This window comes from Candidatus Brachybacter algidus (assembly GCF_016707225.1).
Lineage (GTDB): Bacteria > Bacteroidota > Bacteroidia > Chitinophagales > Saprospiraceae > Parvibacillus > Parvibacillus algidus.
The window spans coordinates 364,500-391,268 of sequence record NZ_JADJID010000002.1; the positions used below are offsets into that span (position 1 = coordinate 364,500).

Here is a 26,769-nt window from a genome sequence, read left to right on the forward strand (position 1 = left end):
GTAAGAAAACAATACTGAATCCCATCTATCTTTTTACCAATTGCTTCAGCCTTCCCTGATAAGCCTGCAAATAATTTCTCTTCGTAGCGTCATTTAGGTATGAGTTGAATATCATTATTTCAACCAAATGTGATCTTGATACCATGAGTGACATAATATCCTGAAAGACCTTTTCTTTGATCCCCGCCAGCTCTGCTAATTTGGTAAATTGAGAACGGACCTTTCCCTGAACATGATTTTTCGGCATTAATCCATCATCCAATGCAAACTCTTTATCATTTATATGAATTCGACTATTAAGCAAGTCGTATGCGGGACTTAGGCGGTAATCTCCCATCGGAGTTTCAATGATGGAGAAGTTTTTATAGTGGGCATCTCCATTTAAAAAAAGGTAATTGAATATCAGGATTTTTAAAAGTCGCGGAGCTTCCAGTTTGTAAAGTGGCAAGTATTGTTTCATTAGATCAAACAACTCTGAATAATTTCCAAGATACTTATAATGTGTTCCATGAGTTTGAGGTGTTCTACCTGCCAGTGAGGCAAAATCCTCCTGTGCCCATTTTGTTCCATCCTCTTTTACATCGAACCTCTTGGTAATATATGCCGGATCTCCATTTTTAAAAAATATCAATGCACTTTCCGCAGTCTCTATACCAAAAATCTGTCTTGCGATCTGCATGGTCAGATGCTCATTGGCAGGCATCTGATCTGCCTTTTTGCCGGCATTGGGAATCGGTTTTAAAATATAAGTACCATGCTCCTCTTCGTTGATTAATCTTAATTTATTTTTTTCGAGTAGTACGGAAAACTTCTCCTGCACTCCGGACAGGGATAGGTGTTTTTGATTATTTTCAAAAAGTTTATCTGTTTCAGTATTCGATGATGGTGAATCGTAAGGTAAGACGTGATGTACTTTTTTTCCTTTAAACATCCGATTTAAAGCAGTTCTGCTGTAAGTCTGAAATCCTTCAGATAAGGTAGCGGGGCAATATTTTATTTCCGTTAAGTTCATTTAGTTTCCATTTGTATGACCCTTACTGCTCCGATGCTATCGTTCTTAGCAGTCGTCATCAATATGCTAAAGAAATCATGGGGATCAATTCTGTTCAATCTGCATACCACCTCCTTATTAGAACCTTCAGGAAGCATATTGAAAAAAAAGGGGAAAAGAAATTTTGAGTGAAATTCTCGTTCAGACCTGGGTAAAGTAAGGCTAATGCTTGGCCTGTCGTGTGTTATCCATTCGTCATGATAGATAAAGGAAAAAGATCCATCATCATGTTGAATCAATATTCCTGCTTCTTCATTTTTGAATAATACTTTAGCATGTCTCATTTATTGGGATTGACATCTTTGATTTTTAAAGAAATCTGCAGGCCCAATACATCAGCCAACTTTTGGAGGGTATTTAAAGTTGGATTGCCTTTTCCGCTTTCAAATTGTTTTAATGTCCTAAGGCCAACTCCCGATAGTTCTGCAAGACTTTCTTGTGTAACATCAAGTGAATTTCTGCGTTCTTTTATTTTATTTATTAATTCTAAAAAGTGCATTATATAACATTTATTTATACAAATATACTACACTAAACATTAATTAAATTATAAAGAGCATTATATTGCACTATTATCAATAATATGATAAATTTGGTAATTAGACCCAAGTATTAGTGCTGTATATTGCACTTTAATTAGATAATATAGCTGCTATTGAATCCTTAGATTATAGCAAACCATATACTTTTAAGATTGTCTTGCGTTTAATTTGTGAAAAATACCTGTAGAATTATAATACGATCCGCCATATAAATACCATGACAACTCCTTCACATATACAAATGCATTGTAAGTTCGGATCCAAAACACATCTTTATCCTCAACGATTCCGGTATACCACCGCCCTGAATGGCTGAACCCTTCATCCTCCATCTCATACAAGATCCATTTTCTATGACAATGAATGCATTTTCTCATGGTCACTTCTCCATATCTACCTTCAGTAGCATCCATCCCTAGAGCGCAATTGATATAATTCAAATGACTTAAAGGAAGGCGGGCACAGATACAGTTGATTTCTTCAAGAACATTAAAATCAGATAATTCCTTTTCCATATTAACTGGTATTTGCCTTATTGCTCTTTCTCTTAGTTTTATCTGCGTTATTACTTACTGTCCAGGCATTGTAATCCCTAACTTCTTGAACAGAATTTATGCTCTGCGCTCCATTTATAATTTATTATTCCTACAAAGTAGACATATCAATCACAAATCGATACCTTACATCACCTTTCAACATTCTCTCGTATGCCTCATTGATGTTCTTAATATCGATGACTTCCACGTCACTCACTATGTTATGTGCAGCACAATAATCTAACATTTCCTGAGTTTCGGCAATGCCGCCAATCAATGATCCTGAAATACTTTTGCGACCTCCGATCAAATTGAAAGCGATTAGACCTGGACCTGGAGGTGGAGCACCAACCAACACCATATTGCCATCTCTATTTAACAACTGTATATAAGGGTTGTAATCATGGGGTGCTGAAACGGTATTCAGAATAAAATCAAATGAATTTCGAACCGCTTTCATTTGTTCTTCATCAGAAGTCAACACAAAATGATGTGCTCCTAGTCTTTCTGCATCAGAAGCTTTAGCAGCAGTGTGGCTTAGCAAAGTCACATCTGCACCCATAGAAACAGCAAGTTTAACAGCCATATGACCAAGTCCACCCAGTCCTACGATCGCAACTTTTGTACCCTTACCTACTTTCCAATGTCTAAGCGGTGAATATGTGGTGATGCCTGCACAAAGCAAAGGCGCCACAGCCTCTAATGGTAAATTATCTGATATTTGTAAAACAAAATCTTCGCGAACTATGATCATATTGCTATACCCGCCATAGGTCATCCCGCTGCCGTCGCGCTCAGGACTGTTGTATGTTCCGGTCGAACCTTCCTCGCAATACTGTTCCAGCCCATCGAGGCAACTAGCACATGTACTGCAACTATCTACCATGCAACCTACACCAACGATGTCACCTGTTGTATACTTATTAACATCCGAACCTACAGCGATGACTTTACCAACAATCTCGTGACCCGGGACCACTGGATACACAGAATTATACCATTCACCTCGAGCTGTATGTAAATCACTATGGCAAACACCACAATATAGAATCTCAATTTGCACATCAAAAGATGTCAGATCCCTTCTGTCTAAGTTCCAGGGGGCTAAGGGTGAAGTCTCGGATTGCGCTGCGTAAGCTTTAGTTTTTAGCATTTTTGTTTCTTTTATTACAACTTAATAAAATTTCTCCCTAAAAGGTTTTGACTTCTTTTATTATTAAAAATTATTGATTTTAAGGCAATAGCAATATTAAATATTCCCTGAGTAATCCTTTATCCAAATTATTGATTATTAACAAATAATTGTATACATAGTGTACAATCTACGCTAACTTTGCTCCAGAAATTACGTTATAAAGAGTATTCTTTAAACTATTCATTATCAAGGAAGTATTTAGAGTTATTGTCATAGGTATTTTAAATTGATTTTGAGTTTTAAATAATTTCTTAACGATTTCTGAATTCAATATGTAAACGTACAATAACGATTCAGATCTTAAAAAGTGGATTTATTAAAAATTTTATTTTTAATAAATCCAAAATGAAAGTCTATTCGTAAGTCTACTTTTTTGGGATAAAGGACGACGGAATTAATAGAAAATGAAGGTAAGTTTTACAGTGCAAATTAAACTAGAGAAATTTAATCGGGCTAATACAAGCAACAGGATCTAAAAATATTAAAAACTTTCGAATCAAGCACTCCAGTATACAAAGCAAATTTATTAAACACACTCTTTTCATATTTAAACTAAATTTCTAATGAAATCATTTCTTTTACAATCACTCTTTATTCTTTTTACCATATCTTTGGGTTCAACTACTTTGCAAGCGCAATGTGACTGTACTCCAGAGAATACCATATCCGCAGGTAATGGAAACGTCGATATCACCAATGGTCAAACGAAGTGTTTCAAAGCAGGAACATTTACAGGTAATTTCAATCTTTATGCCGGTGGTAAACTTTTCATCTGCGCTGGAGCTAATTTTAAACCAGGCAACATAAATAACTTTGCCGGTGAAATAGTAAATTATGGTACACTTCAACCGAGTCAGTCTTTTTCTTTCTCCACAGGTGCCAAGATTGATAACTTCGGTAGATTTGTTTTAAACAAAAGTCTCAACTTCAATGGTGCGGTCACGATCATCAATGAATGGGAAGGAAGATTTTTCCTGAATGTAGACTTTAACCTGAACCAAGGCTCTACACTTAACAATTATGGTATTGTAATGTCAAAAGGATCAGGACATAATATATCGACAAATAACAATTCTACTATAAATAATTACGGAGTATTGCGTGTTCAGGATGGCAACTTTAACCCTCAAGGCACATTCTTGAATGAAGGTATGGCTTATGCTGGCAAGCAAGTAAATATTAACTCAGGTACCAATGTTATTAATAATTGTAGAATCGTCTTTGCTAAAGGAATGAATCACAATGGTAATAATTTTGAAAATAATGGTTTCGTCTGGTCTGCAGGAGAGGATGGAAACAGTTCTCACATACAGCTTAACGGTGGTTCGAAGATTGTCAATGGCCCGTTGGCCCAGATAAGAGGTGTAAGATTTACCAATGGTGGCACAGTAAATGGTTCCGGCGAATTTTATATGACAGAGCAAACAAAGCAACAAGGTACATTTGTAGGAAGTAACTCAGGGAATCCTATAAGATTTTTTGATGTTTCACAAACTGGTGTAAAGATCATGGATATTGAGTCTCCAGCACCTGGTATAACGATCAGGCCTGAAACAATGACACCACTGGATACTTTAGATTTTGGAAACATATGTACCAATCAAAACTATCGTGATCTCCTTACAATTGGTCAATTGCCACTTCCTATCAAATTGTTATATTTTAACGGTGAGTGCAACGGCTCAGAAATCCAACTTGACTGGTTGACATCTGAGGAAGTGAATATCACAGGTTATAACGTAGAAGGTTCAGTAGATGGTAAAAACTTTGAAGTAGATGGCAAACTTTATGCTAAAGGGACTGATTTCAACTATTCATATACTACGAATAATACAAATTACAAATATTTCAGGCTTGCAGTTCAAGAAAAGGGTTTTGAAAGTTATTCCAATGTAGTCACTGTAAAATGTGATTCTAAAGCATCAATTTCTAACTCTTCGATTTCTCCTAATCCAAATAACGGACGATTTAATTTGCAATTTAATGCAGAAGCATCAGGACCTGTTGAAGTAAAAATAATGAATGCACAATCTCAGATAATTTTTACTGATAAATTTGAAGCAGCCAAAGGTGAAAATTCTTTTGAAGTTGCACTAAATAAAGTACAGTCAGGATTTTATGTAGCGATAGCCAAAGACAAACAAGGTAAAGCTACCCATTTAAGATTTCTGGTCAACTAATCCACTTAGAAATACACACATTTATAAAGGCAGTCGTTGAAAAATGACTGCCTTTTTTTAAAAAAAAATGTAAGTGAGTACCTAAATACAGTATAAGAAATTGATAATTTACTTGTTGCTTACCTCAATATATCGGTGAATATTATTGTCGTTTTCCATAATATTTGAATATTTTGATAAAATTTGTTTTAAATGATAAAATTCTTGTCCTAGTTCAAGTGAAGTGTCATTAACAATTCATTATATTTGATTTTTTAAAGTGTGTGTCAAGGTCGAAAGATCTTGTTTTTTGACTAAGTGTGGATTTGATTCTCTTCAAATCCACACATTAGTTTTAGGAGGTTTCTTAATTCGAATCCATTTTTATCTCCATAAAATTTTTTACTTTCACATAAATATTTCCTCATGAAAATTCCACAAGACCATCAGCAGGTAATGGTGTACCTGATCATCAAGGATGCAGCTGCCTTTTCTAGTTTTGCTCAGAACACTTTCGGCGGCCATTTATTGAACACTCACATGAGAGAAGATGGAATCACAATAATGCATGGAGAGATCAAAATAGGAGACAGCACCATTATGTTTGCAGAGGCTACCGAACAATTTTCCGTCCAGAATAGCCATTTTTTTATTTACGTAGAGGATGCTGATATTACTTACCACAAGATCCTTGATGGCGGTGGGCGAGTTGTCACAGAAATCAGCGATCTTCCTTATGGAAGAAGCGGAGGCGTAGAAGACCCATTTGGGAACACATGGTGGGTCACCGGTATTAATTAACGTGAATAATGGTTAAGCAACATTCAAATATACCTCTTTGGAGAGTTCGGTCGTGCTTAATTTAATGCTAGGTTTTTTAGGAAAGAAATGATATGCACAGAGGGCAGAAATCGCATTGTTCAAAAATCCTTGCAGAGCTCTATGTCTGGTGTGCTGTATGTTACATTGGTTTTCAATTCGTCATTGACACATTCTATTAGGGCTCGTTTTCTCAGCAGCACCTTATCGTTATCAGATAAGTTCATAGACTTCATGTTTTTACGTCTTTTAAAGATCAAGTCTACACCATCATTCCATAGGAATTGGGCTAGTTTATCAGATATATATCCTCTGTCGCCGAAGAGTTTTCCGAAAACTTCTTTTACCATTACGGGAGAATGTCTTGATTCCTGTCATCTACATTTGCCTTGGACAGGTAGAAGTTCAACAACTCACCTTTGTCATTAATGATCAGGTGAAGTTTAAACCCAAAAACCAGCCCATTGTGCTTTTAGATTTAGTCGCAAAACCTTTGAAAACCTTGTTCTGCTTTTCCTTTTATGTGACAAACATTTAAGGTTGTTGAGTCAATAAAGCTAATTCCGGTGCATGCTCCCAAACATCTGTTTTCCAAAACATCAACAATGGAACAAAAAGTCGGTTTTGTGTCTGATTAAATCGCTCATATGTAACCAATCCAGGAAACAGATCTCTCCAATGAACTAAAACCAATTCATTATAGTATCTTTTAAAATTGGTATAAGAACTCAAATGAAAGCAAATGTAAATCGTCATCTTTTCTGATAGACACATTGATGATTTTCGATTTCTGAATTTCTTATTTCCAGTTGAAATAGCCCTTTTGCACTCAATTTCATCAAATCCTTTGCAAAATCGTCAACAGTAATGAAAATTTCTATAACTTTGTGCTTATCCATAGGAGAATTATTTGATTTATATCGTTGTTTGTCAGACACTAATATATTAAATATTCTCCTATTTTTATAATATTTAGCCTTTTTTCTTATCCATTATTCACGTTAATTAAGAAGCGGTGATGGTAATAGGTGTTAAGCTATAGAATTGGAAATGGAAAGCTGAAAGTGCTTTTATTGCTAAATCTATATTTAAAAAGTAGAAATTAGTTCACCAGAAATTCTTTGCTTCAAAAATCAAAAAACCCCTTAAGTGTAAAATGATAAACGCAAATGCCGTTAAGTAGATTTCCCCCTTTTGAGCAGCGCATTCACTTATATTTTGTTGTTATGTGTATAGCGCTGAATATCAGCACATTAAAAAATAGAAGAAAAAAGTCTTAACTTCCCCTCTTACATAGCTAGGGTTTATACACATCTTTTTCTATTTCTCAAAGTAAACTTTGGTGACACAACGACGTAAGTTAACCTACGCCGAGCCTCACGATCTAAGCTTTAACTTTAAATATTGTACAGCATTCGCTATGAAGTGCTGAGCGTAGGTTAACCTACGTTCGGGTGTCTGCAAAATTCATTTTGCTTATAAGTAACTCAATAACAAACAATTATATTAATTTTCTAATTAAGCCTTTTATTGAAAAAATACTTATGTATAAACCCTAGCTTGCAGAGGGGTGGCGGCAGCCGGGGTGTTGATTGGCGTCATAATACCATGATTATAAAAAAATTTAAGCAACACTTATTAAATTTATCAACGAGTTAGATATTAAAGTTTTAGAGAACTGAATGACCCTGCCCTTTTGAGGGTGGCAGGGGGAGTCTTTTATCCTATATGTAATGCAAGTAGTTGGCTACCAGCCTGATATATTTATTTTGTTAGCAACTTTTTACCTCTCCCTTAGAAAACAAAAGATAATTTAATAAATATTACTTATTTTCTCAACCTTCCCATACCCGGCATGCCCATGTTGCCCATACCCTTACCTGTGCTCATATTGTGCATCATGCCACGCATCTGATCGAATTGTTTGATAAACATATTGATCTCATTGATGTCTTTGCCGGCACCTTTGGCAATCCTTCTTTTACGACTTGGATTTAGTAATTCAGGGTTGCCTCTTTCCTGAGGGGTCATACTTTGGATGATACATTCTACTTTTCCAAATGCCTTTTCATCTATATCAAGGTTGGCAGTCATCTTGCTCATACCGGGTATCATATTGATCAGGGATTTGATATCACCCATCTTCTTGATTTGATTGATCTGAGAAAGGAAGTCATTGAAGTCAAACTTGTTGCGTTTGATCTTTTTTTCTATCCTTGCAGCTTCTGCTTCGTCGAATTGCTCCTGAGCTTTTTCAACAAAGGAAACAATATCACCCATCCCCAGGATTCTTTGCGCCATCCTATCAGGATAAAACACATCAAGTGCATCCATTTTCTCACCTGTAGAAACAAATTTGATAGGTTTGCCTACAGTATATTTAATGGAAAGGGCTGCTCCACCTCTGGTATCACCATCGAGTTTGGTCAATACAACCCCGTCGAAATTAAGTCTATCGTTGAATGCCTTGGCGGTATTCACTGCGTCCTGTCCGGTCATGGAATCCACTACAAATAAGGTCTCTGATGGATTAATGGCTTTCTTGACTGCTTCTATTTCATTCATCATAGCCTCATCCACTGCTAGTCGACCTGCGGTATCTATGATGACGACATCCAAGCCATGCTCTTTGGCGTATGCAATAGCATGTGTCGCTATTTCAACAGGATTTTTATTTTCTATTTCTTTGTAAATAGCTACACCGACCTGTTCGCTCAATACAGTCAACTGATCTATAGCCGCCGGACGATATACGTCACAGGCAGCAAGTAATACTTTTTTGCTTCTTTTTTCTTTTAGGTGTAATGCCAGCTTTCCTGAGAAAGTCGTCTTACCTGAACCTTGGAGACCTGAAATGAGAATGACAGAAGGATTTCCGGACAGAGAGATTCCTTCCGATGTACCGCCCATGAGGTCGATCAATTCGTCCATGACGATCTTGACCATCAATTCACCCGGCTTGACAGCTTTTAGGACGTTTTTCTCGCCCATCGCCTGATCCTTTACTTTATCAGTAAATTCTTTGGCTATCTTATAGTTGACATCCGCTCCTACCAGTGCGCGACGAATTTCTTTTATTGAAGTGGCAATGTTTAACTCTGTTAAGCTGCCTTCTCCTTTCAATGACTTGAATGCTCCTTCGAGCTTTTCATTTAAACTTTCAAACATAATCTTGAAATGATATTTTTAGAAGTGCAAATATAGAAATGATTTTGAAAGGAATTGGTTCATTATGGTAATATCATATGTCAATGATTACCGTTTTAACTCAAAAGTTTATTATTTGCCGCATTATGTAAATGAGTTATCTCCTTAAATTGGAGATTTTGATTAAAATAAATATTTACTAAAAATTCTCTTTTTGAAAATTATTACTCTTGTTCAACATACTTGCCCTTAGAAACCTTTCTACTATTCAGCTCCTTCTTTATCTCAAAAATTTATATATTTACAAAATTGGCAAAATTGTCACTTTATGTTTATCGAGTCATCACATTTAATCCATTAAAATGATTTAAGATGAAACATATTTACACATTATTCATCCTTATTTTACAGTTTTCTTTCCTATCGGTAATATCTGCTCAATCTACCAGAGATACACTATATCCTGGTGTCGACCTACAGATTCTTAAAATGGAAGCCTTGAAAAAAGAAGTTATTCAAGGTGAGGGAATAGCCGTACAGCTTACAGTCATGAATCTGGGTATAACAACCTCTGAAAGCACCCGCATCGACTTTTGGGTCAGTGATAGCGACGAAGCCATGCTTACACAGGATGATGTGAACAGTTCAAAAATTATTATGCCATTGAAACAGGACACAAAGTTGGATTTCTCTCAACTCATTGTCATCCCCGAGGAGTACAAAGGTAAATTCGTATATATTACTGCAGCTATTGATCCGAATCCAAGAAATGGCGCTGATCCTACACCAGACAATAACAATAAATTCATGGGTGTCAAAATAGGTGATCCCGCTAGTTATAAAGACGGCATGTATACCTATGATGGCGCTATTAAATCATTTGTACTAATCAAAGCCCCAAAAAAGATCATTCGCAATAAACCGGTGAAATCAAAAATCATTTTTTCAATCAAAGGCACAAGAGCACCTAAGCCCGGACAAACTATTGATATCATTTTGTCCAAGGATAAGGTGCTGGATGCAGCCGATGCACTGGTCATGAATTTTATAGTTCCACCCAGCAGAAATGGCGAAGACACTGAAATTATTAAAGAAATAACCTTTGGAAAACATTATGCTAAAGGAAAATCATATATTTTTGCCGTCATGCGTTCCGGTAAATGGAATGATCCTGATAGTAAAAATGATGCTTCGGGGCCAATAAAAATAAAACTGAAATAAATGACAAGACCTGTGATTTTGGTCACCAACGATGATGGCATGAATGCACCCGGAATAGCTGCCCTAGTGGAGGTTGCCAGGGATTTTGGACAAGTAATAGTAGTTGCGCCCAACTCACCGCAATCCGGTCAGGGACATGCTATTACTATTGAAAGCCCTTTACGTCTTAATAAAGTGGACAAATTTGAAGGTATAGACGCATACGAATGCAACGGTACCCCTGCTGACTGCGTCAAACTTGCAAAAAAAGTATTAAGGAAAGATCAACATATCGACCTCTGCCTATCAGGTATAAATCATGGTTCTAACGCTTCAATTAATATCATATATTCAGGCACTATGAGTGCTGCTATGGAGGCTGCAATAGAAGGAATTAATTCCATTGGTTTTTCATTGTTGGATTATAATTTTGATGCAGATTTTTCCACAGCTCAATATGTGGTGAGATCCATGCTTGAGAAAGCTATGGTCCATGGATTTCATGATAAATGTAAATTATTGAATGTTAATATACCTAAAGTATCTCCGGGAGAGCTAAAGGGGATAAAAGTTTGCAGACAGGCAGATGGTTATTGGAAAGAAGAGTTCAAGGTTGGAGAAGATCCGCGGAAACAAAAATATTACTGGCTTTCCGGAGAATTTGTCAACCGTGATTCTGGAGATGATACCGATATGTGGGCATTGGACAATGGTTTCGCTTCTGTCGTCCCGTCACAATATGATCTGACCCATTATAAATCACTTTTATCTTATAATTTTTTCGAAGAATAGCATGAAATCCAATCAAACGATATTTTCAAAAGACTCCATGTTGTTAGGCATAATTATGGGTGCATTAGTGCCAATTATTGCTTATGCACTCTTGTTGAGTCTCAAGGATGCGTTAATCTCAGGTGGAATACTTCCACAGATCTGGGAAACTTTCCCTTCGACCATCCGCACAATTGGCGTTTTGGCTATTTGCGGCAATCTCATTGTAATTCAATTCTTCAATAGTAGAAGATTTACCAATGCTATGCGGGGACTAGTCTTTCCTACTTTTGCGTTTATTCTGCTTTGGTTTGTGATCTACGGGAAGGAAATAATGGTCAATTTCTGATGGGCCTAAATATGTTCTTACTCGCGGGAGAAGCCTCAGGCGATCTACATGGAGCGAATCTTGCTAAGGCACTTTTGCACAAGGACCCTTCGATACAACTAGATGGTTGGGGCGGTCCAAAGATGAATGCTGCCGGTGTTAAATTGCATAGAGAATTAAAGGATCTTGCATTTATGGGTTTTGTCGAGGTGATTGCCAATCTACCAACGATTCAGAAAAGTTTTAAGATAATCAAAAAATACCTGCTTGAAAACAAACCTGATGCGCTGATTTTAATTGATTATCCCGGGTTTAATCTAAAGATGGCTAAATGGGCGCATCAAAACGGAATTAAAGTCTTCTATTTTATCTCTCCGACTGTTTGGGCATGGAAGGCAGACAGGGCCTTGATCATAAAGGAACATGTAGATAGATTGTATTGTATTCTGCCATTCGAGGTGGATTTTTATAAGAAATATGACGTGGATGTAACCTATGTGGGTAATCCGCTATTGGATTCAGTCGATGCATTTAGACCGGATGATCAATTTTTATCTAACAATAATTTAACTGAAAGATCTTACATCTCAGTGCTTCCGGGTAGTAGAATGCAGGAATTAAAAAGATATTTCCGGTGATGGTTAGTGCAATGAAATTATTGCCAGTAAAACAATTTGTAATTGCGAGAACATCTTTACTTTCTGAAGAATTATTCATTGAAATTCTGAATAAATATCATCCAGCGTGGAAGTCTCACGTTCAAATAATTACTGATAAAACATACGACCTCCTCCAACATACTTCTTCTGCTATGGTGACGAGTGGTACAGCTACGTTGGAAACTGCATTATTTCATGTTCCACAGGTAGTATGTTACAAGACTATTCCGCTGAATTTCCGCATTGCAAAAACCTTTGTGGATGTAAAATATATTTCACTTGTAAATCTGATCGCAAATAAACCGATCGTCAAAGAACTAATACAGGGCGACTTAACTCCGGAAAATTTAAAAGCGGAATTAGCTTTATTGGAAGAAGATGTGAAATATAGAAACAAGATTTTGGAGGAGTATAAGGAATTGGCTACGATGATCGGTGAACCGGGCGTGGCTGAAAGAATGGCGGAGGATATGGTAGAACGGTTGAAAGATTTTGTCTGAATCATGGATTTAAATGTTTACACAGATTGCAAGGATTTTTATCAATTACGACGAGGAAAAGTACAATTAACATTCAGTGAAATCCTTTAATCCGCTTAATCTCTGCCTAATTGCAGGCAAGCGTGATACAGAATGATTCTATTTTGTCTGAATCACGGATTTAAATGATTGCACGGATTGCACGGATTTTTATCAATTACGAAGTTTAAATGTACAAGTAACATTCAGTGAAATCATTTAATCCGCTTAATCCCTGATTCAGAATGATTCTTTTTGTCTGAATCACGGATTCAATTGATTGCAGGGATGACACAGATTTTTTAGCATACCAATCTTTTAAAGGTTAGAGATTTACTACCAAAATTTATCAACAAACCTACTTCAAGTTTATAGGCTTTTAAGTAATTCAGTATCTGAGCAGTATGAACATCTTCAAGCTGACTAATTGCTTTTAGTTCTACAAGTACCTTACCTTCAACAACAAAGTCTGCGCGGCGCGTTCCAATTGGCTCTTCTAGTTCTTTGTAATAAATTTCCTGATCGACTTCTCTAGCATAAGATAATCCCTTTTTACCTAATTCCCATGCCAATGCACGTTGATAAATAACTTCCTGAAATCCATTTCCTAAATATTTATGCACTTCGAAGGAAGCGCCCAATATTTTTTCGCTGATGTCTTGATATTTTAATAGTGTTTTCATAATAGCGGGGGTTAAATGAAACCAAATTTAATTAAAAACAATGACCTGGGGAAATTTTTTATTTGTCTGAATGATTCTTTGTCTGAATCACAGATTTAAATGATTACGCGGATGTCATGGATTTTTTATACTTGAAAAAATCACGTTTTATAATAATGACAAGAGATTTAAAGCGCGACGCAGAAATGTACGATAAACATTCAGTGAAATCTTTTAATCCGCTTAATCCCTGCCTAATTGCAGGCAAGCGTGATTCAGAATGATTCTATTTTGTCTGAATCACGGATTGAAAAGATGACACAAATTGTACAGATTTTTATCAATTACGAAGTTTAAATGTAAAAGTAACATTCAGTGAAATCTTTTAATCCGCTTAATCCGTGATTCAGAATGATTCTCTTAGTCTGAATCACGGATTGAAATGATTACGCAGGTTACACGGATTTTTTTACCTATTAAAATCATGGTTATTCTTATGACAAACGAGATCAATTACAAGGAGGAAAAGTACAAATAAAATTCAGTGAAATCCTTTAATCCAAATAATCCCTGCCTAATTGCAGGCAAGCGTGATTCAGAATGATTATTTGTCTGAATCACGGATTTAATTGATTACACGGATGGCACGGATTTTTAAACTATTATAATCATGGATTATACTGATGACATCTAAAATCAACCACAGTACAGAAATGCAAAATTAACATTCAGTGAAATCATTTAATCCGCTTAATCTGTGATTCAGAATATTCTCTTTGTCTGAATCACGGATTGAAATGATTACACGGATGACACGGATTTTTTACACATCAAAATCATGGTTAATATGATGAAAACTAAAATCTATTACGTTTCGGAAATGTACAATCAACATTCAGTGAAATCCCTTAATCCAAATAATCCGTGATTCAGAAATAATTCTTTTTGTCTGAATCACGGATTTAAATGATTACGCAGATTGCACGGATTTTTAAACTATTAAAATCACGGTTATGCTAATTGCATGTTACAGCGAGTACAAAGAGGAAATGTACAATTAACATTCAGTGAAATCATTTAATCCGCTTAATCCCTGATTCAGAAAAATTCTCTTTATCTGAATCACGGATTTAATTGATTACACGGATGCCACAGATTTTTTAGCGTACCAATCTTTTAAAAGTTAGAGATTTACTGCCAAAATTTATTAACAAACCTACTTCAAGTTTATAGGCTTTTAAGTAATTCAGTATCTGAGCAGTATGAACATCTTCAAGCTGACTAATTGCTTTTAATTCTACAAGTACCTTACCTTCAACAACAAAGTCTGCACGGCGTGTTCCAATTGGCTCTTCTAGTTCTTTGTAATAAATTTCCTGATCGACTTCTCTAGCATAGGATAATCCCTTTTTACCTAATTCCCATGCCAATGCACGTTGATAAATAACTTCCTGAAATCCATTTCCTAAATATTTATGCACTTCGAAGGAAACGCCCAATATTTTTTCGGTGATGTCTTGATATTTTAATAGTGTTTTCATAATAGCGGGGGGTTAAATGAAACCAAATTTAATTAAAAACAATGACCTGGGGAAATTTTTTATTTGTCTGAATGATTCTTTGTCTGAATCACAGATTTTAAATGATTACGTGGATGTCACGGATTTTTATCATATACGACGCGGAAAAGTACAATTAATATTCAGTGAAATCTTTTAATCCGCTTAATCCGTGATTCAGAATGATTCTCTTAGTCTGAATCACGGATTGAAATGATTACGCAGGTTACACGGATTTTTTTACCTATTAAAATCATGGTTATTCTTATGACAAACGAGATCAATTACAAGGAGGAAAAGTACAATTAACATTCAGTGAAATCCTTTAATCCAAATAATCCGTGATTCAGAATGATTCTTTTTGTCTGAATCACGGATTAAAATGATTGCACGGATGGCATAGACTTTTTAAACTATTAAAATCTTGGTTATGCTAATGGTATAAGACAGCAATTACAAGGAGGAAATGTACAAACAACATTCAGTGAAATCTTTTAATCCGCTCAATCCGTGATTCAGACAATCACTCCATCTTATGTTTCAGCTCATTTCCACATCTCCTGCAATAAACCGCATCGTCTTCATGGCCAACTAAATTACAGTTTTGGCAGACTAAATCATTTCTTTTGTATTTCATTTCTTTGATAAGATTAGAACCGATGATACCTGTAGGAACGGCGATGATGGCGTACCCGAGTATCATTATGAAAGAGGCTAGGACTTTACCCATTGGAGTAAGCGGTGAAATGTCACCATACCCGACAGTTGTGATCGTCACAATGGCCCAATAGATACTTTGTGGAATAGATGAAAAACTTGGATTATGATCGTATTCGATGACATACATTACAGAACCAAGGAAAAATGTTAAGACTAACATGAAAAACAGGAATATTGCAATCTTCCGGGAACTTCGCACCAGACTAAAGACCAGGTCCCGACTTTCATCCAGAAATTTAACCATACGGAATATCCTGAATACTCTGAGTAAGCGGAAAGAACGGATGATCATCAGCATATGAGTGTTTGGTATGAAAAACTCTACAAAGGATGGAAGAATTGCCAATAGATCTATGACGCCGTATATACTTTTTGCAAATACACGTTTACTCCGGACGCACATTAGTCTCAAGATATATTCGATACTAAATATGACCATGAATATCATATCCAGTTGCTGGAAGATATGCCCATATTTTGCGGAATATGACTCTACACTCTCCGCTAATAATAAAGCAATATTTGACAAGATCAAGAAAAACAAGAAAGTATCAAATATCTTACCAGCAGGAGTATTGGCTTGAAAAATAATGACATAGAGTTTATATTGCCAGGATTTTTCATCTTCCGGACGGTTCTGAGATTGGACGACGTCGATGCGATCAGGAATTATTTTGTAAATGCTCATGATCCAATTTAGGAATAATTTTACAATTGCATGTTTGATTTTCCAAAATTAAATTTGCCAAGAATACTTTGAATTACCTTTGATTCTGAAAATTTGATGAGGAGCAGATTTTACCATTTTGAAGGGGCCAAGGGCGAGCTGACTTTAGTTGGAAATTAGTTACAAATTTTATTTAATAAATATATGAAAAAGTATAAATTTTAATTTTATTTGGTGTTTAATTATGTCAGGTTTCACCTCGCAAAAAAATTCAAGTAATTCTACTTGATTATCAAATCTTTCTGGTATTGACATCCCTCTGATGTTATAATTTTCAAGAGATAAGTTCCGGCTTGTTGTAACAGAAATGTTTTCTTATTATATTCGAATTCATCTTCAGGATAATCGGAATCCAAGTCAGCCTTTAAAACAATGTACCATCTCCAGGATTCAGCATTCATTTCTTCCGGTAATTTTAAATTCACCTTGTATGAATTTTCACTTTCTTTTAAAACATTATATTTAATATTATCTAAAAAATCAACCGAGTCAAGTTCAAAATACTCCTTCGTCATACAGCCCAAAATGTCAGTTACTTCGACATAATGTTTACCAAAAGAATTAATTGTAGTAAAGGTCTCTCCGTCTTTTCCATCAGACCAATCAATATTTACTAATTTCTTTTCATTTGTAGGTTCAAAGGACACGTCTACCGGTGGCTTATCACTGAGACAATCAGGGAGAATCAATCCTACAATTAAATTATTGCAACCTTCAACAAAAAATGAAACATTTATATTGACACAAACATTGTACATCATAGAGATCGTATAATCTCCCGGGGGCAACGTATTTTCAGTACCATGAGCGACGATTCTGTCAGTCCCAAATGTTTTCCAATTTATAGAATTTACATCTATTAATGGAGGATAATTAAATTTCACTTTTGCAGTTCCTTTACCATTTTCAATTTTTTCTTGTCTTACCACGAAATAGTCATAATCATAAGTTATTGGACAGGCCTTCTCTCCGGGAGCCGCTAATGCTTTTAACTTTTTCATTTCATACATTGTGAATGCTGGCCATTCTGAAAAATTTTCAGACTCTGATTTTTCCTCACTGTTTTTAAAATAAATATTCGGGCTTAATTTAAACACCTTCGCTTTTACTTCTCCAACTCTGAGTTTTGTTTGTGATTCATCTTTTTTATTGTTGTGGAAATAAGTGCCATCCTTTGAAAATCCTATAAATTTTACTTCTGTAGGATTGAAATCTTCCTGTGATGGATAAAATTTATATCTCCATGTCAATCCATCATCACTTTGCAAGATTAATGGTTGTGGTCCTAATTCAAAAACATAACATTTTAGATATTCTAAAGGATATTCACTCTTGACAATTAGTGCTGGCCCATCATTTTCAATTTTATTCCATTTGGAATATGGTTTAGAATTGAATGAAAAAAATATAATTGCTAATATTGCTATAAAAAATAAGTAAACGATTTTAGTTCTAAATTTCATAAATTTTCAGTATTTTAAATGAGTTTTGAATATAAAGTAAATTTATGAAACGATTATTTTTACTTCAAATTCCATTTTCTTCCATCCTGAATTTAATTACTTCTAAAGGGTCTAATGATGGTAAACTTATATTTTTAGCTTCATAATCTTTTACAATCAGCAATAATAATGCCAATTCATCACCTAGATCGGTTCTAAGTTCAGAATCAAATATCAATAACGTTCTTTTAATTGCAATTTGATATTGTTCTTCAGTGGTTATAACTTTCCAGTTCATGAAGTGGTTTTTGATTTACAAACTTAAGAAAATGCGAGAGAAGGGATGTTTAAAATTTCATCTAAGAATGTGAAGCCTCCCCCTCGGCCCACAGAAGCACAATTTCGTCCCCCAATTGTGTTCTGACTTCACTTTGTGCAAGTAGGGACTTGCACTTCGTTTCGTTTCACTTCCTTGAAAAGGTCGCTTAGGCACCTTTTCTGCGTCGTTCACCCTCCAAAGGGGGAAAATAAAAAAAAGTCCGACGTTTTCACATCGGACCCTTCTATCTATTATTTTGAGTTATAGTAGTTAAATCACATTATAAGGCAGCTGCACCGGCTACGTTCTCTGAAAGTTCGTTGGTGATGGCTTCCTGACGGGCTTTGTTGTAATTGATCTTCAATTCTCATATAATTTATCCTGCCTGCTCTTAAACTTTTCAAACTCTGCGTGAGCAATAGAATCCAATTCACGACTTTGATAATAATGCAGACAATTAGCCATAAAATACTTCTGATCTTTTCCACAACCTTCGCACATTGTAGCTATCGGAATATTGTTCACCATATTTTTTGCCAATGACTTTGCTAATGCTATATTTTCTAAATCCAATCCATCATATGTGTTAAATGCATCTTTCTTACCAATGAGATCAAAAATAGTGTCATTCTGATAACTTTCCCTCAAACTTGAAAAAAACACTTGGTCTTTAAATGCAGTGATCCAGGGATTATTGCTTTTTTGATAATCAAATGTTTCAAACTTATTTTTATTCGAACTACAAGCTACTAAAACAAATAAAACAAATAATTTATAATATTTCATATGACCCAAAGTGGTTTTCCTGATTTTGTAACTATCGCATTATATCCAGAATTAGATAAAGAATCTCTGAATTCATAAATTAAGGGAGAAAAATTATGTGAAAAATAACGCGGTCTTAATTTCTTTTATCATTACTTATAAATGAAATTAAAAAAGAACATAATATAACTTTAAAGATTGTTTTCATATTGATTAATTTGTTTTATTAAATTTTAAAAAAAGTCCGGCGCTTTCACATCGGACCCTCTATCTATTATTTTGAGTTATAGTTGTTAAATCAAATTATAAGGCTGCTGCACCGGCGACGATCTCTGAAAGTTCGTTCGTGATGGCTTCCTGACGGGCTTTGTTGTAGTTGATCTTTAATTCTTTTAGTAAACTGTCTGCATTCTCAGTCGCCTTGTCCATCGCTGTCATACGCGCTCCATGTTCTGAAGCATGTGTGTCTAACAATGTCTTGTGAAACTGTGTCTGAAGGATCGTAGGAACAAGATATTCCAACAATGATTCCTGATCAGGCTCAAAGATGTAATCTGCCTTTTTCTTGCTTGCGTTGATGTCTACCGGCATTTTCTTTACAGGAAGGAATTGCTCTGCTTCAAAGATCTGTGTCGCAGCATTTTTAAACTTGCTGTAAGCGATCTCTACTGCGTCGTATTTTCCCTTGGCAAATTCTTCCATTATTCCATTCGCTATTGGAGCGATGTTGGCAAATGCAAGATTAGAAAATGCATTTACATGCTCTAGAATCAATGGTGAATTCTTGTGCACGCGACGTACATATTCACCACCCTTTTTACCAATAGATATAAATGTTACATTGCCCGAAGCAAGTTGTGCAGGATATTTACGTTGAGCGATCTCTGTAGCAGCTTTGCTGATGTTGGTATTCAAAGCACCCGCAAGACCACGATTAGAGGTCACCACGACGATAGCTACATTCTTAACTTCTCTTTCTGTATTGTAAACAGATGAGCCGTCTCCATCTAGATTGGAAAGGATGTTGGACAACATCTCATTGAGCTTCTCACTATAAGGTCTCAACTGGACGATGGCCTGCTGTGCACGACGCAACTTGGCAGCAGAAACCATTTTCATGGCTTTTGTGATCTGTTGAGTCGATATCACCGACTTAATCCTCTCTCTTACTTCCTTTAAATTCGCACCCATTTTGTTATGCTATTATTGATGATGGAAGGCTAAATGAATGAACATTCATCACTTCCATTATTATAATTATTATAATACTAATTAATTAGCGTATTGTTTTGAAAGATCCGCTGCAACTGCTTTCAATGCTGTAAGATCTGCTTCTTCCAATTTACCTGCCTTGAAATTCTTAAGCATTTCAGGATGGCTCTTGTCTAGGATTGAGAATAGATTTTCTTCAAAATCTCTTACATTCGTTGGTTTGATATCTTTCAATAAGTTGTTTGAACCAAGATAGATTATCGCAACTTGTTTCTCTACAGATACCGGCGAATACTGAGCTTGTTTCAATACTTCCACGTTACGTTCTCCTTTGTCCAATACAGACTTAGTAGCGGCATCAAGGTCGGAACCGAACTTAGCAAATGCTTCCAATTCACGGTATTGAGCCTGATCAAGTTTCAAAGTACCAGATACTTTCTTCATTGACTTGATCTGAGCATTACCACCCACTCGACTCACTGAGATACCCACGTTGATCGCAGGTCTGATACCTGAGTTGAACAAGTTGGTCTCAAGGAATATCTGACCATCAGTGATCGAGATCACGTTTGTCGGGATATATGCTGATACGTCACCCGCTTGTGTTTCGATGATCGGAAGTGCAGTCAATGAACCACCACCTCTTACAAGACCTGAAGCCTTCAAAGATTCAGGAAGGTCGTTCATGCTTTGAGCCATTTCATCATTGCTGATGATCTTAGCCGCACGCTCCAAAAGACGGGAGTGAAGGTAGAATACATCACCAGGATAAGCCTCACGCCCCGGAGGTCTTCTCAATAGAAGAGAAACCTCACGGTAAGCAACAGCCTGCTTAGATAAATCATCATAAATGATCAATGCTGGACGTCCTGTATCGCGGAAGAATTCTCCAATACATGCACCGGAGAATGGAGCATAAAACTGAAGTGGAGCTGGATCAGCTGCAGAAGAAGCAACGATACAAGTATAAGGCATTGCACCATTTTCTTCTAAAACTTTTGCTACCTGAGCTACAGTAGATGCTTTCTGACCACATGCTACATAGATGCAGTAAACAGTCTCACCTCTGTCATAAAATTCCTTTTGGTTAATGATTGTATCAATGGCAATGGCAGTCTTTCCGATCTGACGATCACCAATGATCAATTCACGCTGTCCTCTACCGATTGGAATCATCGCATCGATCGCTTTGATACCTGTCTGAAGTGGCTCAGTAACCGGTTGACGGAAGATAACACCCGGAGCTTTACGCTCTATTGGCATCTTATATTTAGTACCGGTGATCTCTCCCTTTCCGTCGATAGGTTGACCAAGTGGATTTACCACACGGCCTAATAAACCTTCACCGACTTCGATAGAAGCGATCGTTTTTGTTCTTTTTACTTTAGAATCTTCTTTGATTCCGTCAGATGATCCCAATAGAACCACACCTACGTTATCTTCTTCAAGGTTCAAAACGATGGCTTGTACGCCTGTTTCGAATTCTACGAGCTCACCAGCTCCTGCATTGGTAAGACCATATACACGGGCGATACCATCACCCACTTGCAATACTGTACCTACTTCTTCCAATTCAGCTTCTGTATGGAAACCTGAAAGTTGTTGTTTTAGAATTGCTGAAATTTCATCAGGTTTAACACTAACCATGGCTATTATAAATTTAAATTATGTTATTAATTATTGGAGAATGAATGTTTCAATTTGTTCATCTGGTAAGCGACACTGCTATCGTATAAGTTACCATTGAATTCAATGATAAAACCACCTATAAGTGCAGGGTTAATTTTAGTCTCTAACTGTATCGTTTTGTTATCGCCGATCATTGACTTAACCTTGTTGAGGATAATTTCTGTGGTAGATGCATCCAATGCTGTAGCCGAAGTAACTTTGACTAAAGCTATATTGAACTTAGTGTTGTACTGAGTATTAAATTCATCAGCTATATCTATCAACAGCGACTCTCTACCTTTTTTAACTGATAGGTTGAAAAATGCAAGTGTAAGAGCGTCGATCTTTCCTTCGAAAATGGCTTTTAAACAAGCCAATTTCTTATCAGGATAGATGATAGGGCTTTTCAGCAACAAAACGAGTTCGCGACTCTTTAGTGCTTCATGAAAATTAGCCATATCTGCCTTTACGATCTCGGTCTTGCCCTGTTCTACAGCAAGGTCCAGAAGGGACTTGGCATAGCGGGAAGCAACTTGTGATACAGACATTTATATTAAATTTCTATTTAAAAAATAAACTTATTAGTTAAGTTTGATATCATTGGCAAGAGACTGCGCCAGTTCGACCTGTGCATTGTCATTGCTCAATTGTTTTTTGATCACTGTCTCAGCGATCTGTACAGCCATAAGTCCTGCCTGATTTTTAACTTCAGTGATGGCCATTTTCTTTTGATTTTCTATCTCAAGATTGGCACTTGCAAGGATACGGTTTGCTTCGTCTTTAGCCTTGTTCTTAGCTTCAGCAACGATCTGACTGGCAGAATCTTTTGCTTCTCTAAGCATGGCAGCTCTTTCCTGACGAGTCTCAACAAGTAATTGCTCGTTTTCAGACTTAAGATTGCTCATCTCCGCACGTGCTACATCGGCCTGAGCCAATGCATCTTTGATTGAATCCTCACGATCTTTCAATGCTTTGGCGATTGGTCCGAAAGCTTTTTTGCCAAGGATAAACCAAAGTACAACGAAAATAATTACTGTCCAGAAGAATAACCCCGGATCCGGCTTGATTACATTAAATTCGGCTAATAACATATTATATTAGATTGATGTTTTTACTAAAAAAGACCCGGTGATGGACCAACCGTCTTCTCAACGGGTCAAGATTTTTGTTTCCCGGTATTATAGACCAAGGAAAGCTACCACCACGGCGAAAAGCGCTACCGCTTCTACGAATGCCGCGAAGATCAACATGTTGTTACGGATATCTCCAACTGCTTCAGGCTGGCGAGCAATAGCTTCCATACCTTTACCGCCGATAAGACCGATACCAATTCCGGCACCGATAGCTGCCAATCCTGCTCCAATAGCTGCGTACATAATGTATATATTTAGTTTGTTAAAATACGGTTTAAAAAGTTAGAAGTTAGAAGGTAGAAGTTAGAATAAGGCGCAGATTGAGCACTCTCTTTGATTCTTAGATTCTTGGTTTTTAACTTTTGGTCAGAAAACTTTTTTTCTGATGTTTTTATTTTTTGTCGCGAACAGCTTTCGCAATTCGCTGTGGGGAAACGCTCTTTCAGAGCTTCATTTCAAATCTTATCAGAACCTTATATTCTGCGCCCCATTTATCATTTTAAAAAGTTAGAAGGTGAGGCGGTTAGAAGGTGAGAAGGATGCTGAGATCGATCTTTACCTTTAATTCCTGACTTTCGTGCTTCGATTATATGGCAATAGGCATTAGGCTATAAGCTTTAGGCCGTGCAAAACCATATTTTATTATTTGAAGCGGAAAACTTTTTCTCCGATTTTATTCTTTGCCTAACTCGGGCCCCTTATCTAATCTTTATTCTGTGCTAAAGAATAACAATTAACAATTAATAACTAACAATTACTCTTCGCTACAATTTCCCTCTGCGCCTCATTTATCATTTATAATTCACCATTTCCTAGTGATGCGCTTCTTCCGTCGCTGCACCAAAATAACTTGCTGATAATATCGTAAAGATAAATGCCTGTATAAGGGCAACTATCACTTCTATTAAGTTCATAAACATGGTAAAAGGTATTGCGACCAAAGCACCTGTGGTTGCTCCGGCGATACTTGTTCCTACCTTACCGAATACAAAGATCAAGCCAACCAAACTTAATATGATTACGTGACCCGCTGTAATGTTAGCGAAAAGTCGTATCATCAAAGAAACAGGCTTGATGAATACACCCATAAATTCTATTGGTGCTAGGAACAACTTCATCGGCACAGGAACACCCGGCATCCAGAAGATGTGTTTCCAATAGGCACCGTTACCATTGATATTGGTGATTACAAACGTCAAAACGGCTAGAGCCATTGTAGTGGCGATATTACCTGTTACATTAGCTCCGAAAGGAAAGAAGGGAATCAATCCCATCAGGTTGATAGTGGTGATGAAAAAGAATATCGTCAATAGATAAGGCAGGTAAGTCATGTATCTATTGCCCAACATTGGCTTAGCCACTTCATCAATGATAAAGTTGACGATGACTTCCATGAAATTCTGAAGACCTTTTGGCGCTTGACCCGGTCTCTTTTTGTAAGCATTTGCTACAGAAAAGAATATCAAACAAAGGATGACGGCCGCAAGCAGCATCGTGAAGACATTCTTAGAAATAGAGAAATCGTAATAAGATGTAAACTTCATAAGGGTAGAAGCGCCTTCAACTTCGTATTCTTTGCCATCGTGCATCAACTTAGTGATCTCGACTTTATCAACTTTTTCATGTGTCAGGTGGCCTATTTCAACTTCGCCTTCAGGAAAACCAACAGGTAATCTCTTTACTGTTCCATGATCAAGTACATATCTGTTGTATGCTTTAGATCCGTGGTGTAACTTTGAAGAAAGGAAAGTCGTGAATCCATCTTCTTTTGAGTAAAGAATGCAAGGAAGAGGAATAGCTATATGGCCAAATAGATGGAATTCATTAGAGTTGTTGATGTGGTTGAAGATCATGTCCTGCATTTTGAACTCTTCTTCAGCCTCATGGGCTTCATGAGAGATGGCAACAACTTCTTCTTTTAAAGTTTCTTTGTGGTCTGCAGTGTTTTCCTGGGCAAATGACTGAGACATCATGCCTAAAACAAAGAAAATCATCAGGGTTATTCCTGAAAAATATTTATTTAAAGATGTATTCAACTTGGTCATATGCTTTCTTTTGCTTTGCCCACAAAGGTTTTATGCAGGTTTTTCAAAATTCGCCACAAAGGTAAGTTTTGATGTCAATATATCCAAGCATTTTAAACATTGCTTTTTTGGCTTTAACAAAAGTAACTGTTTAGTTGGATAATTTGAGGTAATTTGTTCAAAGACAATGGTTAATGATAATTCCTTTTGAGGCTGAATTGTCCAAATATTTTTGATGTCGGGATGGAGAAAAGCGAAATTTTATATAGAATGAAATGGGTCAAGTAAAGTTTTAAAGAGTAATGAAAAAGAGTTTAGTAAAGGGAAGGTGTTTGGGGTATCACAGAGATTCATGGAGGTTTTTGATTGTAATTCTATTTTAGAATAGCGCTTAATTTTGAAATTATACTTCGATTTGGCATTATTGAGGAGCACTGAGAAGTTGACCTTTTCAAATGTTACAACTATCAGTCTTTTCTTTAAATATTAGGATTTTTGGATTCAAGATTAATTTACTCTGAGGTTTTTACATGGCCTCGTTCTGCGCTTTTGCTTGAAAGTGGATGGGGTTTTAACACAAAGTTGCACAAAGGTCTTTGGTATTTGTTTTTAAGAAGTCTGACCCCTAGATCTTGTAGTTTTAACTTCAATACTAAATTTTTTAAGAGCACTAACTAATTTGACTATCGTCAAATGCTGCACCGATCAGCCAGTATCTAGGAAAGAATCAGTGTAATTTCTTTTGTGAAAATTATTCAGGTGGTTAAAGGCAAAGAAGAGCTGTAAGTTTGTATCACAGAGATTCTCATAGGCTTTTGATTTTTACTCATAAAAGTTTGCACCTTGATTTTCTAGATTTGATTCCAATAGTTGCTTTTTTTAAGGTGCACTGAGAGATTTGAAATTGTCAAATGCTGCACTGACTTGACAGCAGCTATGTAAAGATCAGCTCAATTCTATTCCTGAAATATCCTTTAATTGTTATATTTATGTGAGGAAGGCACCATATAATTTGCCGTTGACTTTAGTCAACGGATCAAAGATGAGTATGATTGGACTTTAGTCCAAGGTAAATTATTTGATTAGAAAGCTTTTTTAATCTCTTTAATTTAACTTTCGAAACTTCTCCTCTAACACCTTCGTCCTGAATGCAAATATCTCTTCCAACTTTGATCGGATGATCAGTGAATTTGCAATAGCACCTAAAAAACCAAATGGTGGAATGTAGCTCACCGTATCTTCCATCAATACACCGTCTTCAGTTTGTATCAATCGGTGTTGATGATGCCACATCGTATAAGGCCCTAATCGCTGCTCATCTACGAAATATTCTTTGTCATTAACTTGAGTGATTTCGGTGACCCAACGCATCTTGATACCAAATAAAGGACGTACAAAATAAGTGATGATCATGCCGGGATACATTTCTCTTTCAGCTTTTCCTGAAGTAACTTCAAAACCCATGGAAGGAGGAGTGATCAATTTAAGATTACCAGGGTCGGATATGAATGCCCACAATTCGTCGATCGTGGCATTAAATTTTTGGGTTTTTGAAAATTGATAAAAAGCCATAAAATCTTTTATTCACTTAACACTCTTTACGAATTAAGGTT

26 protein-coding genes and 1 pseudogene are annotated in these 26,769 nt (G+C 36.3%); 7 read left to right on the forward strand and 20 right to left on the reverse strand.

What is annotated here, in order from left to right; genetic code table 11:
• Positions 1–25: 25 nt before the first annotated feature.
• The 5 genes from IPI15_RS07355 to IPI15_RS07375 form a co-directional block, all read right to left on the reverse strand.
• Positions 26–1,012, reverse strand: a complete 987-nt coding sequence (locus IPI15_RS07355; protein WP_287400375.1) for a type II toxin-antitoxin system HipA family toxin — start codon at positions 1,010–1,012, stop codon at positions 26–28.
• Complete coding sequence (locus tag IPI15_RS07360) at positions 1,009–1,335, reverse strand: HipA N-terminal domain-containing protein (protein WP_287404357.1); 327 nt, start codon at positions 1,333–1,335, stop codon at positions 1,009–1,011. The genes IPI15_RS07355 and IPI15_RS07360 overlap by 4 nt, the downstream gene beginning before the upstream one ends.
• A complete protein-coding gene (locus IPI15_RS07365) occupies positions 1,332–1,550 on the reverse strand; it encodes a helix-turn-helix transcriptional regulator (RefSeq protein ID WP_287400376.1) in 219 nt (72 codons plus the stop codon). Before IPI15_RS07365 ends, IPI15_RS07360 begins: the two co-directional genes overlap by 4 nt.
• A 189-nt stretch (positions 1,551–1,739) precedes the next feature.
• The gene (locus IPI15_RS07370) at positions 1,740–2,108 is read right to left on the reverse strand and encodes a hypothetical protein (RefSeq protein WP_287400377.1); all 369 of its coding nucleotides are present in this window, start codon (positions 2,106–2,108) and stop codon (positions 1,740–1,742) included.
• 130 nt (positions 2,109–2,238) lie between these two features.
• Positions 2,239–3,282 carry an NAD(P)-dependent alcohol dehydrogenase gene (locus IPI15_RS07375; RefSeq protein WP_287400378.1) on the reverse strand — a complete coding sequence of 348 codons (1,044 nt, stop codon included), beginning with the start codon at positions 3,280–3,282 and terminating at the stop codon, positions 2,239–2,241.
• Positions 3,283–3,887: 605 nt separating this feature from the next.
• On the opposite strand from IPI15_RS07375, the gene IPI15_RS07380 reads away from it, so the two are divergent.
• A complete protein-coding gene (locus IPI15_RS07380) occupies positions 3,888–5,504 on the forward strand; it encodes a T9SS type A sorting domain-containing protein (protein WP_287400380.1) in 1,617 nt (538 codons plus the stop codon).
• Between the two features lie 405 nt (positions 5,505–5,909).
• Positions 5,910–6,284, forward strand: coding sequence for a VOC family protein (locus IPI15_RS07385; protein ID WP_287400381.1), 375 nt, complete (start codon positions 5,910–5,912; stop codon positions 6,282–6,284).
• A gap of 12 nt (positions 6,285–6,296) precedes the next feature.
• Here IPI15_RS07385 and IPI15_RS20135 read toward each other — a convergent pair.
• Both IPI15_RS20135 and ffh read right to left on the reverse strand, forming a co-directional pair.
• Positions 6,297–7,201 (reverse strand): annotated as a pseudogene (locus tag IPI15_RS20135) (IS982 family transposase).
• A gap of 928 nt (positions 7,202–8,129) precedes the next feature.
• Positions 8,130–9,470 (reverse strand): signal recognition particle protein, encoded by a 1,341-nt coding sequence (ffh, locus tag IPI15_RS07405; protein ID WP_287400385.1) that lies wholly within the window; start codon positions 9,468–9,470, stop codon positions 8,130–8,132.
• 351 nt (positions 9,471–9,821) lie between these two features.
• Here ffh and IPI15_RS07410 point away from each other — a divergent pair, with 351 nt between their 5' ends.
• From IPI15_RS07410 to IPI15_RS07430, 5 genes are read left to right on the forward strand one after another with little or no spacing between them, the layout of a single operon-like run.
• Complete coding sequence (locus IPI15_RS07410) at positions 9,822–10,670, forward strand: CARDB domain-containing protein (RefSeq protein WP_287400387.1); 849 nt, start codon at positions 9,822–9,824, stop codon at positions 10,668–10,670.
• The gene (surE, locus tag IPI15_RS07415; protein WP_287400388.1) at positions 10,671–11,441 is read left to right on the forward strand and encodes a 5'/3'-nucleotidase SurE; all 771 of its coding nucleotides are present in this window, start codon (positions 10,671–10,673) and stop codon (positions 11,439–11,441) included. It begins immediately after the preceding gene.
• Position 11,442: 1 nt separating this feature from the next.
• Positions 11,443–11,769 carry a hypothetical protein gene (locus IPI15_RS07420; protein WP_287400389.1) on the forward strand — a complete coding sequence of 109 codons (327 nt, stop codon included), beginning with the start codon at positions 11,443–11,445 and terminating at the stop codon, positions 11,767–11,769.
• An 11-nt stretch (positions 11,770–11,780) separates the two neighbouring features.
• Positions 11,781–12,386 carry a lipid-A-disaccharide synthase gene (locus IPI15_RS07425; protein ID WP_287419734.1) on the forward strand — a complete coding sequence of 202 codons (606 nt, stop codon included), beginning with the start codon at positions 11,781–11,783 and terminating at the stop codon, positions 12,384–12,386.
• Entirely contained in the window at positions 12,386–12,907 is a 522-nt protein-coding gene (locus IPI15_RS07430; RefSeq protein WP_287419736.1) for a glycosyltransferase family protein, read from the forward strand. Before IPI15_RS07425 ends, IPI15_RS07430 begins: the two co-directional genes overlap by 1 nt.
• Before the next feature lie 320 nt (positions 12,908–13,227).
• Here the strand turns inward: IPI15_RS07430 and IPI15_RS07435 are convergent, their stop codons facing one another.
• From IPI15_RS07435 to IPI15_RS07495, 13 genes are all read right to left on the reverse strand, one after another.
• Positions 13,228–13,608 carry a GxxExxY protein gene (locus IPI15_RS07435; RefSeq protein WP_287419738.1) on the reverse strand — a complete coding sequence of 127 codons (381 nt, stop codon included), beginning with the start codon at positions 13,606–13,608 and terminating at the stop codon, positions 13,228–13,230.
• A 1,139-nt stretch (positions 13,609–14,747) separates the two neighbouring features.
• Positions 14,748–15,128 carry a GxxExxY protein gene (locus tag IPI15_RS07440; protein ID WP_287419740.1) on the reverse strand — a complete coding sequence of 127 codons (381 nt, stop codon included), beginning with the start codon at positions 15,126–15,128 and terminating at the stop codon, positions 14,748–14,750.
• Positions 15,129–15,669: 541 nt separating this feature from the next.
• The gene (locus tag IPI15_RS07445; protein ID WP_287419741.1) at positions 15,670–16,554 is read right to left on the reverse strand and encodes an ion transporter; all 885 of its coding nucleotides are present in this window, start codon (positions 16,552–16,554) and stop codon (positions 15,670–15,672) included.
• A 260-nt stretch (positions 16,555–16,814) separates the two neighbouring features.
• Entirely contained in the window at positions 16,815–18,056 is a 1,242-nt protein-coding gene (locus IPI15_RS07450; protein WP_287419743.1) for a hypothetical protein, read from the reverse strand.
• Positions 18,057–18,120: 64 nt separating this feature from the next.
• A complete protein-coding gene (locus IPI15_RS07455) occupies positions 18,121–18,333 on the reverse strand; it encodes a hypothetical protein (RefSeq protein WP_287400396.1) in 213 nt (70 codons plus the stop codon).
• 381 nt (positions 18,334–18,714) lie between these two features.
• Positions 18,715–19,140: a hypothetical protein gene (locus IPI15_RS07460; RefSeq protein WP_287400397.1), complete on the reverse strand. Its 426-nt coding sequence runs from the start codon at positions 19,138–19,140 to the stop codon at positions 18,715–18,717.
• Positions 19,141–19,422: 282 nt separating this feature from the next.
• The gene (atpG, locus tag IPI15_RS07465) at positions 19,423–20,310 is read right to left on the reverse strand and encodes an ATP synthase F1 subunit gamma (RefSeq protein ID WP_287400399.1); all 888 of its coding nucleotides are present in this window, start codon (positions 20,308–20,310) and stop codon (positions 19,423–19,425) included.
• Positions 20,311–20,391: 81 nt separating this feature from the next.
• A complete protein-coding gene (gene atpA / locus IPI15_RS07470; protein ID WP_287419745.1) occupies positions 20,392–21,978 on the reverse strand; it encodes a F0F1 ATP synthase subunit alpha in 1,587 nt (528 codons plus the stop codon).
• A gap of 26 nt (positions 21,979–22,004) precedes the next feature.
• Positions 22,005–22,547, reverse strand: coding sequence for an ATP synthase F1 subunit delta (gene atpH / locus IPI15_RS07475; protein ID WP_287419747.1), 543 nt, complete (start codon positions 22,545–22,547; stop codon positions 22,005–22,007).
• 33 nt (positions 22,548–22,580) lie between these two features.
• A complete protein-coding gene (gene atpF / locus IPI15_RS07480) occupies positions 22,581–23,090 on the reverse strand; it encodes a F0F1 ATP synthase subunit B (RefSeq protein WP_287400404.1) in 510 nt (169 codons plus the stop codon).
• A gap of 87 nt (positions 23,091–23,177) precedes the next feature.
• Positions 23,178–23,375 carry an ATP synthase F0 subunit C gene (gene atpE / locus IPI15_RS07485; RefSeq protein WP_287400405.1) on the reverse strand — a complete coding sequence of 66 codons (198 nt, stop codon included), beginning with the start codon at positions 23,373–23,375 and terminating at the stop codon, positions 23,178–23,180.
• Positions 23,376–23,944: 569 nt separating this feature from the next.
• Entirely contained in the window at positions 23,945–25,177 is a 1,233-nt protein-coding gene (atpB, locus tag IPI15_RS07490) for a F0F1 ATP synthase subunit A (RefSeq protein WP_287419749.1), read from the reverse strand.
• Positions 25,178–26,260: 1,083 nt separating this feature from the next.
• Positions 26,261–26,728 carry an SRPBCC family protein gene (locus IPI15_RS07495; protein ID WP_287400409.1) on the reverse strand — a complete coding sequence of 156 codons (468 nt, stop codon included), beginning with the start codon at positions 26,726–26,728 and terminating at the stop codon, positions 26,261–26,263.
• Positions 26,729–26,769: the final 41 nt, after the last annotated feature.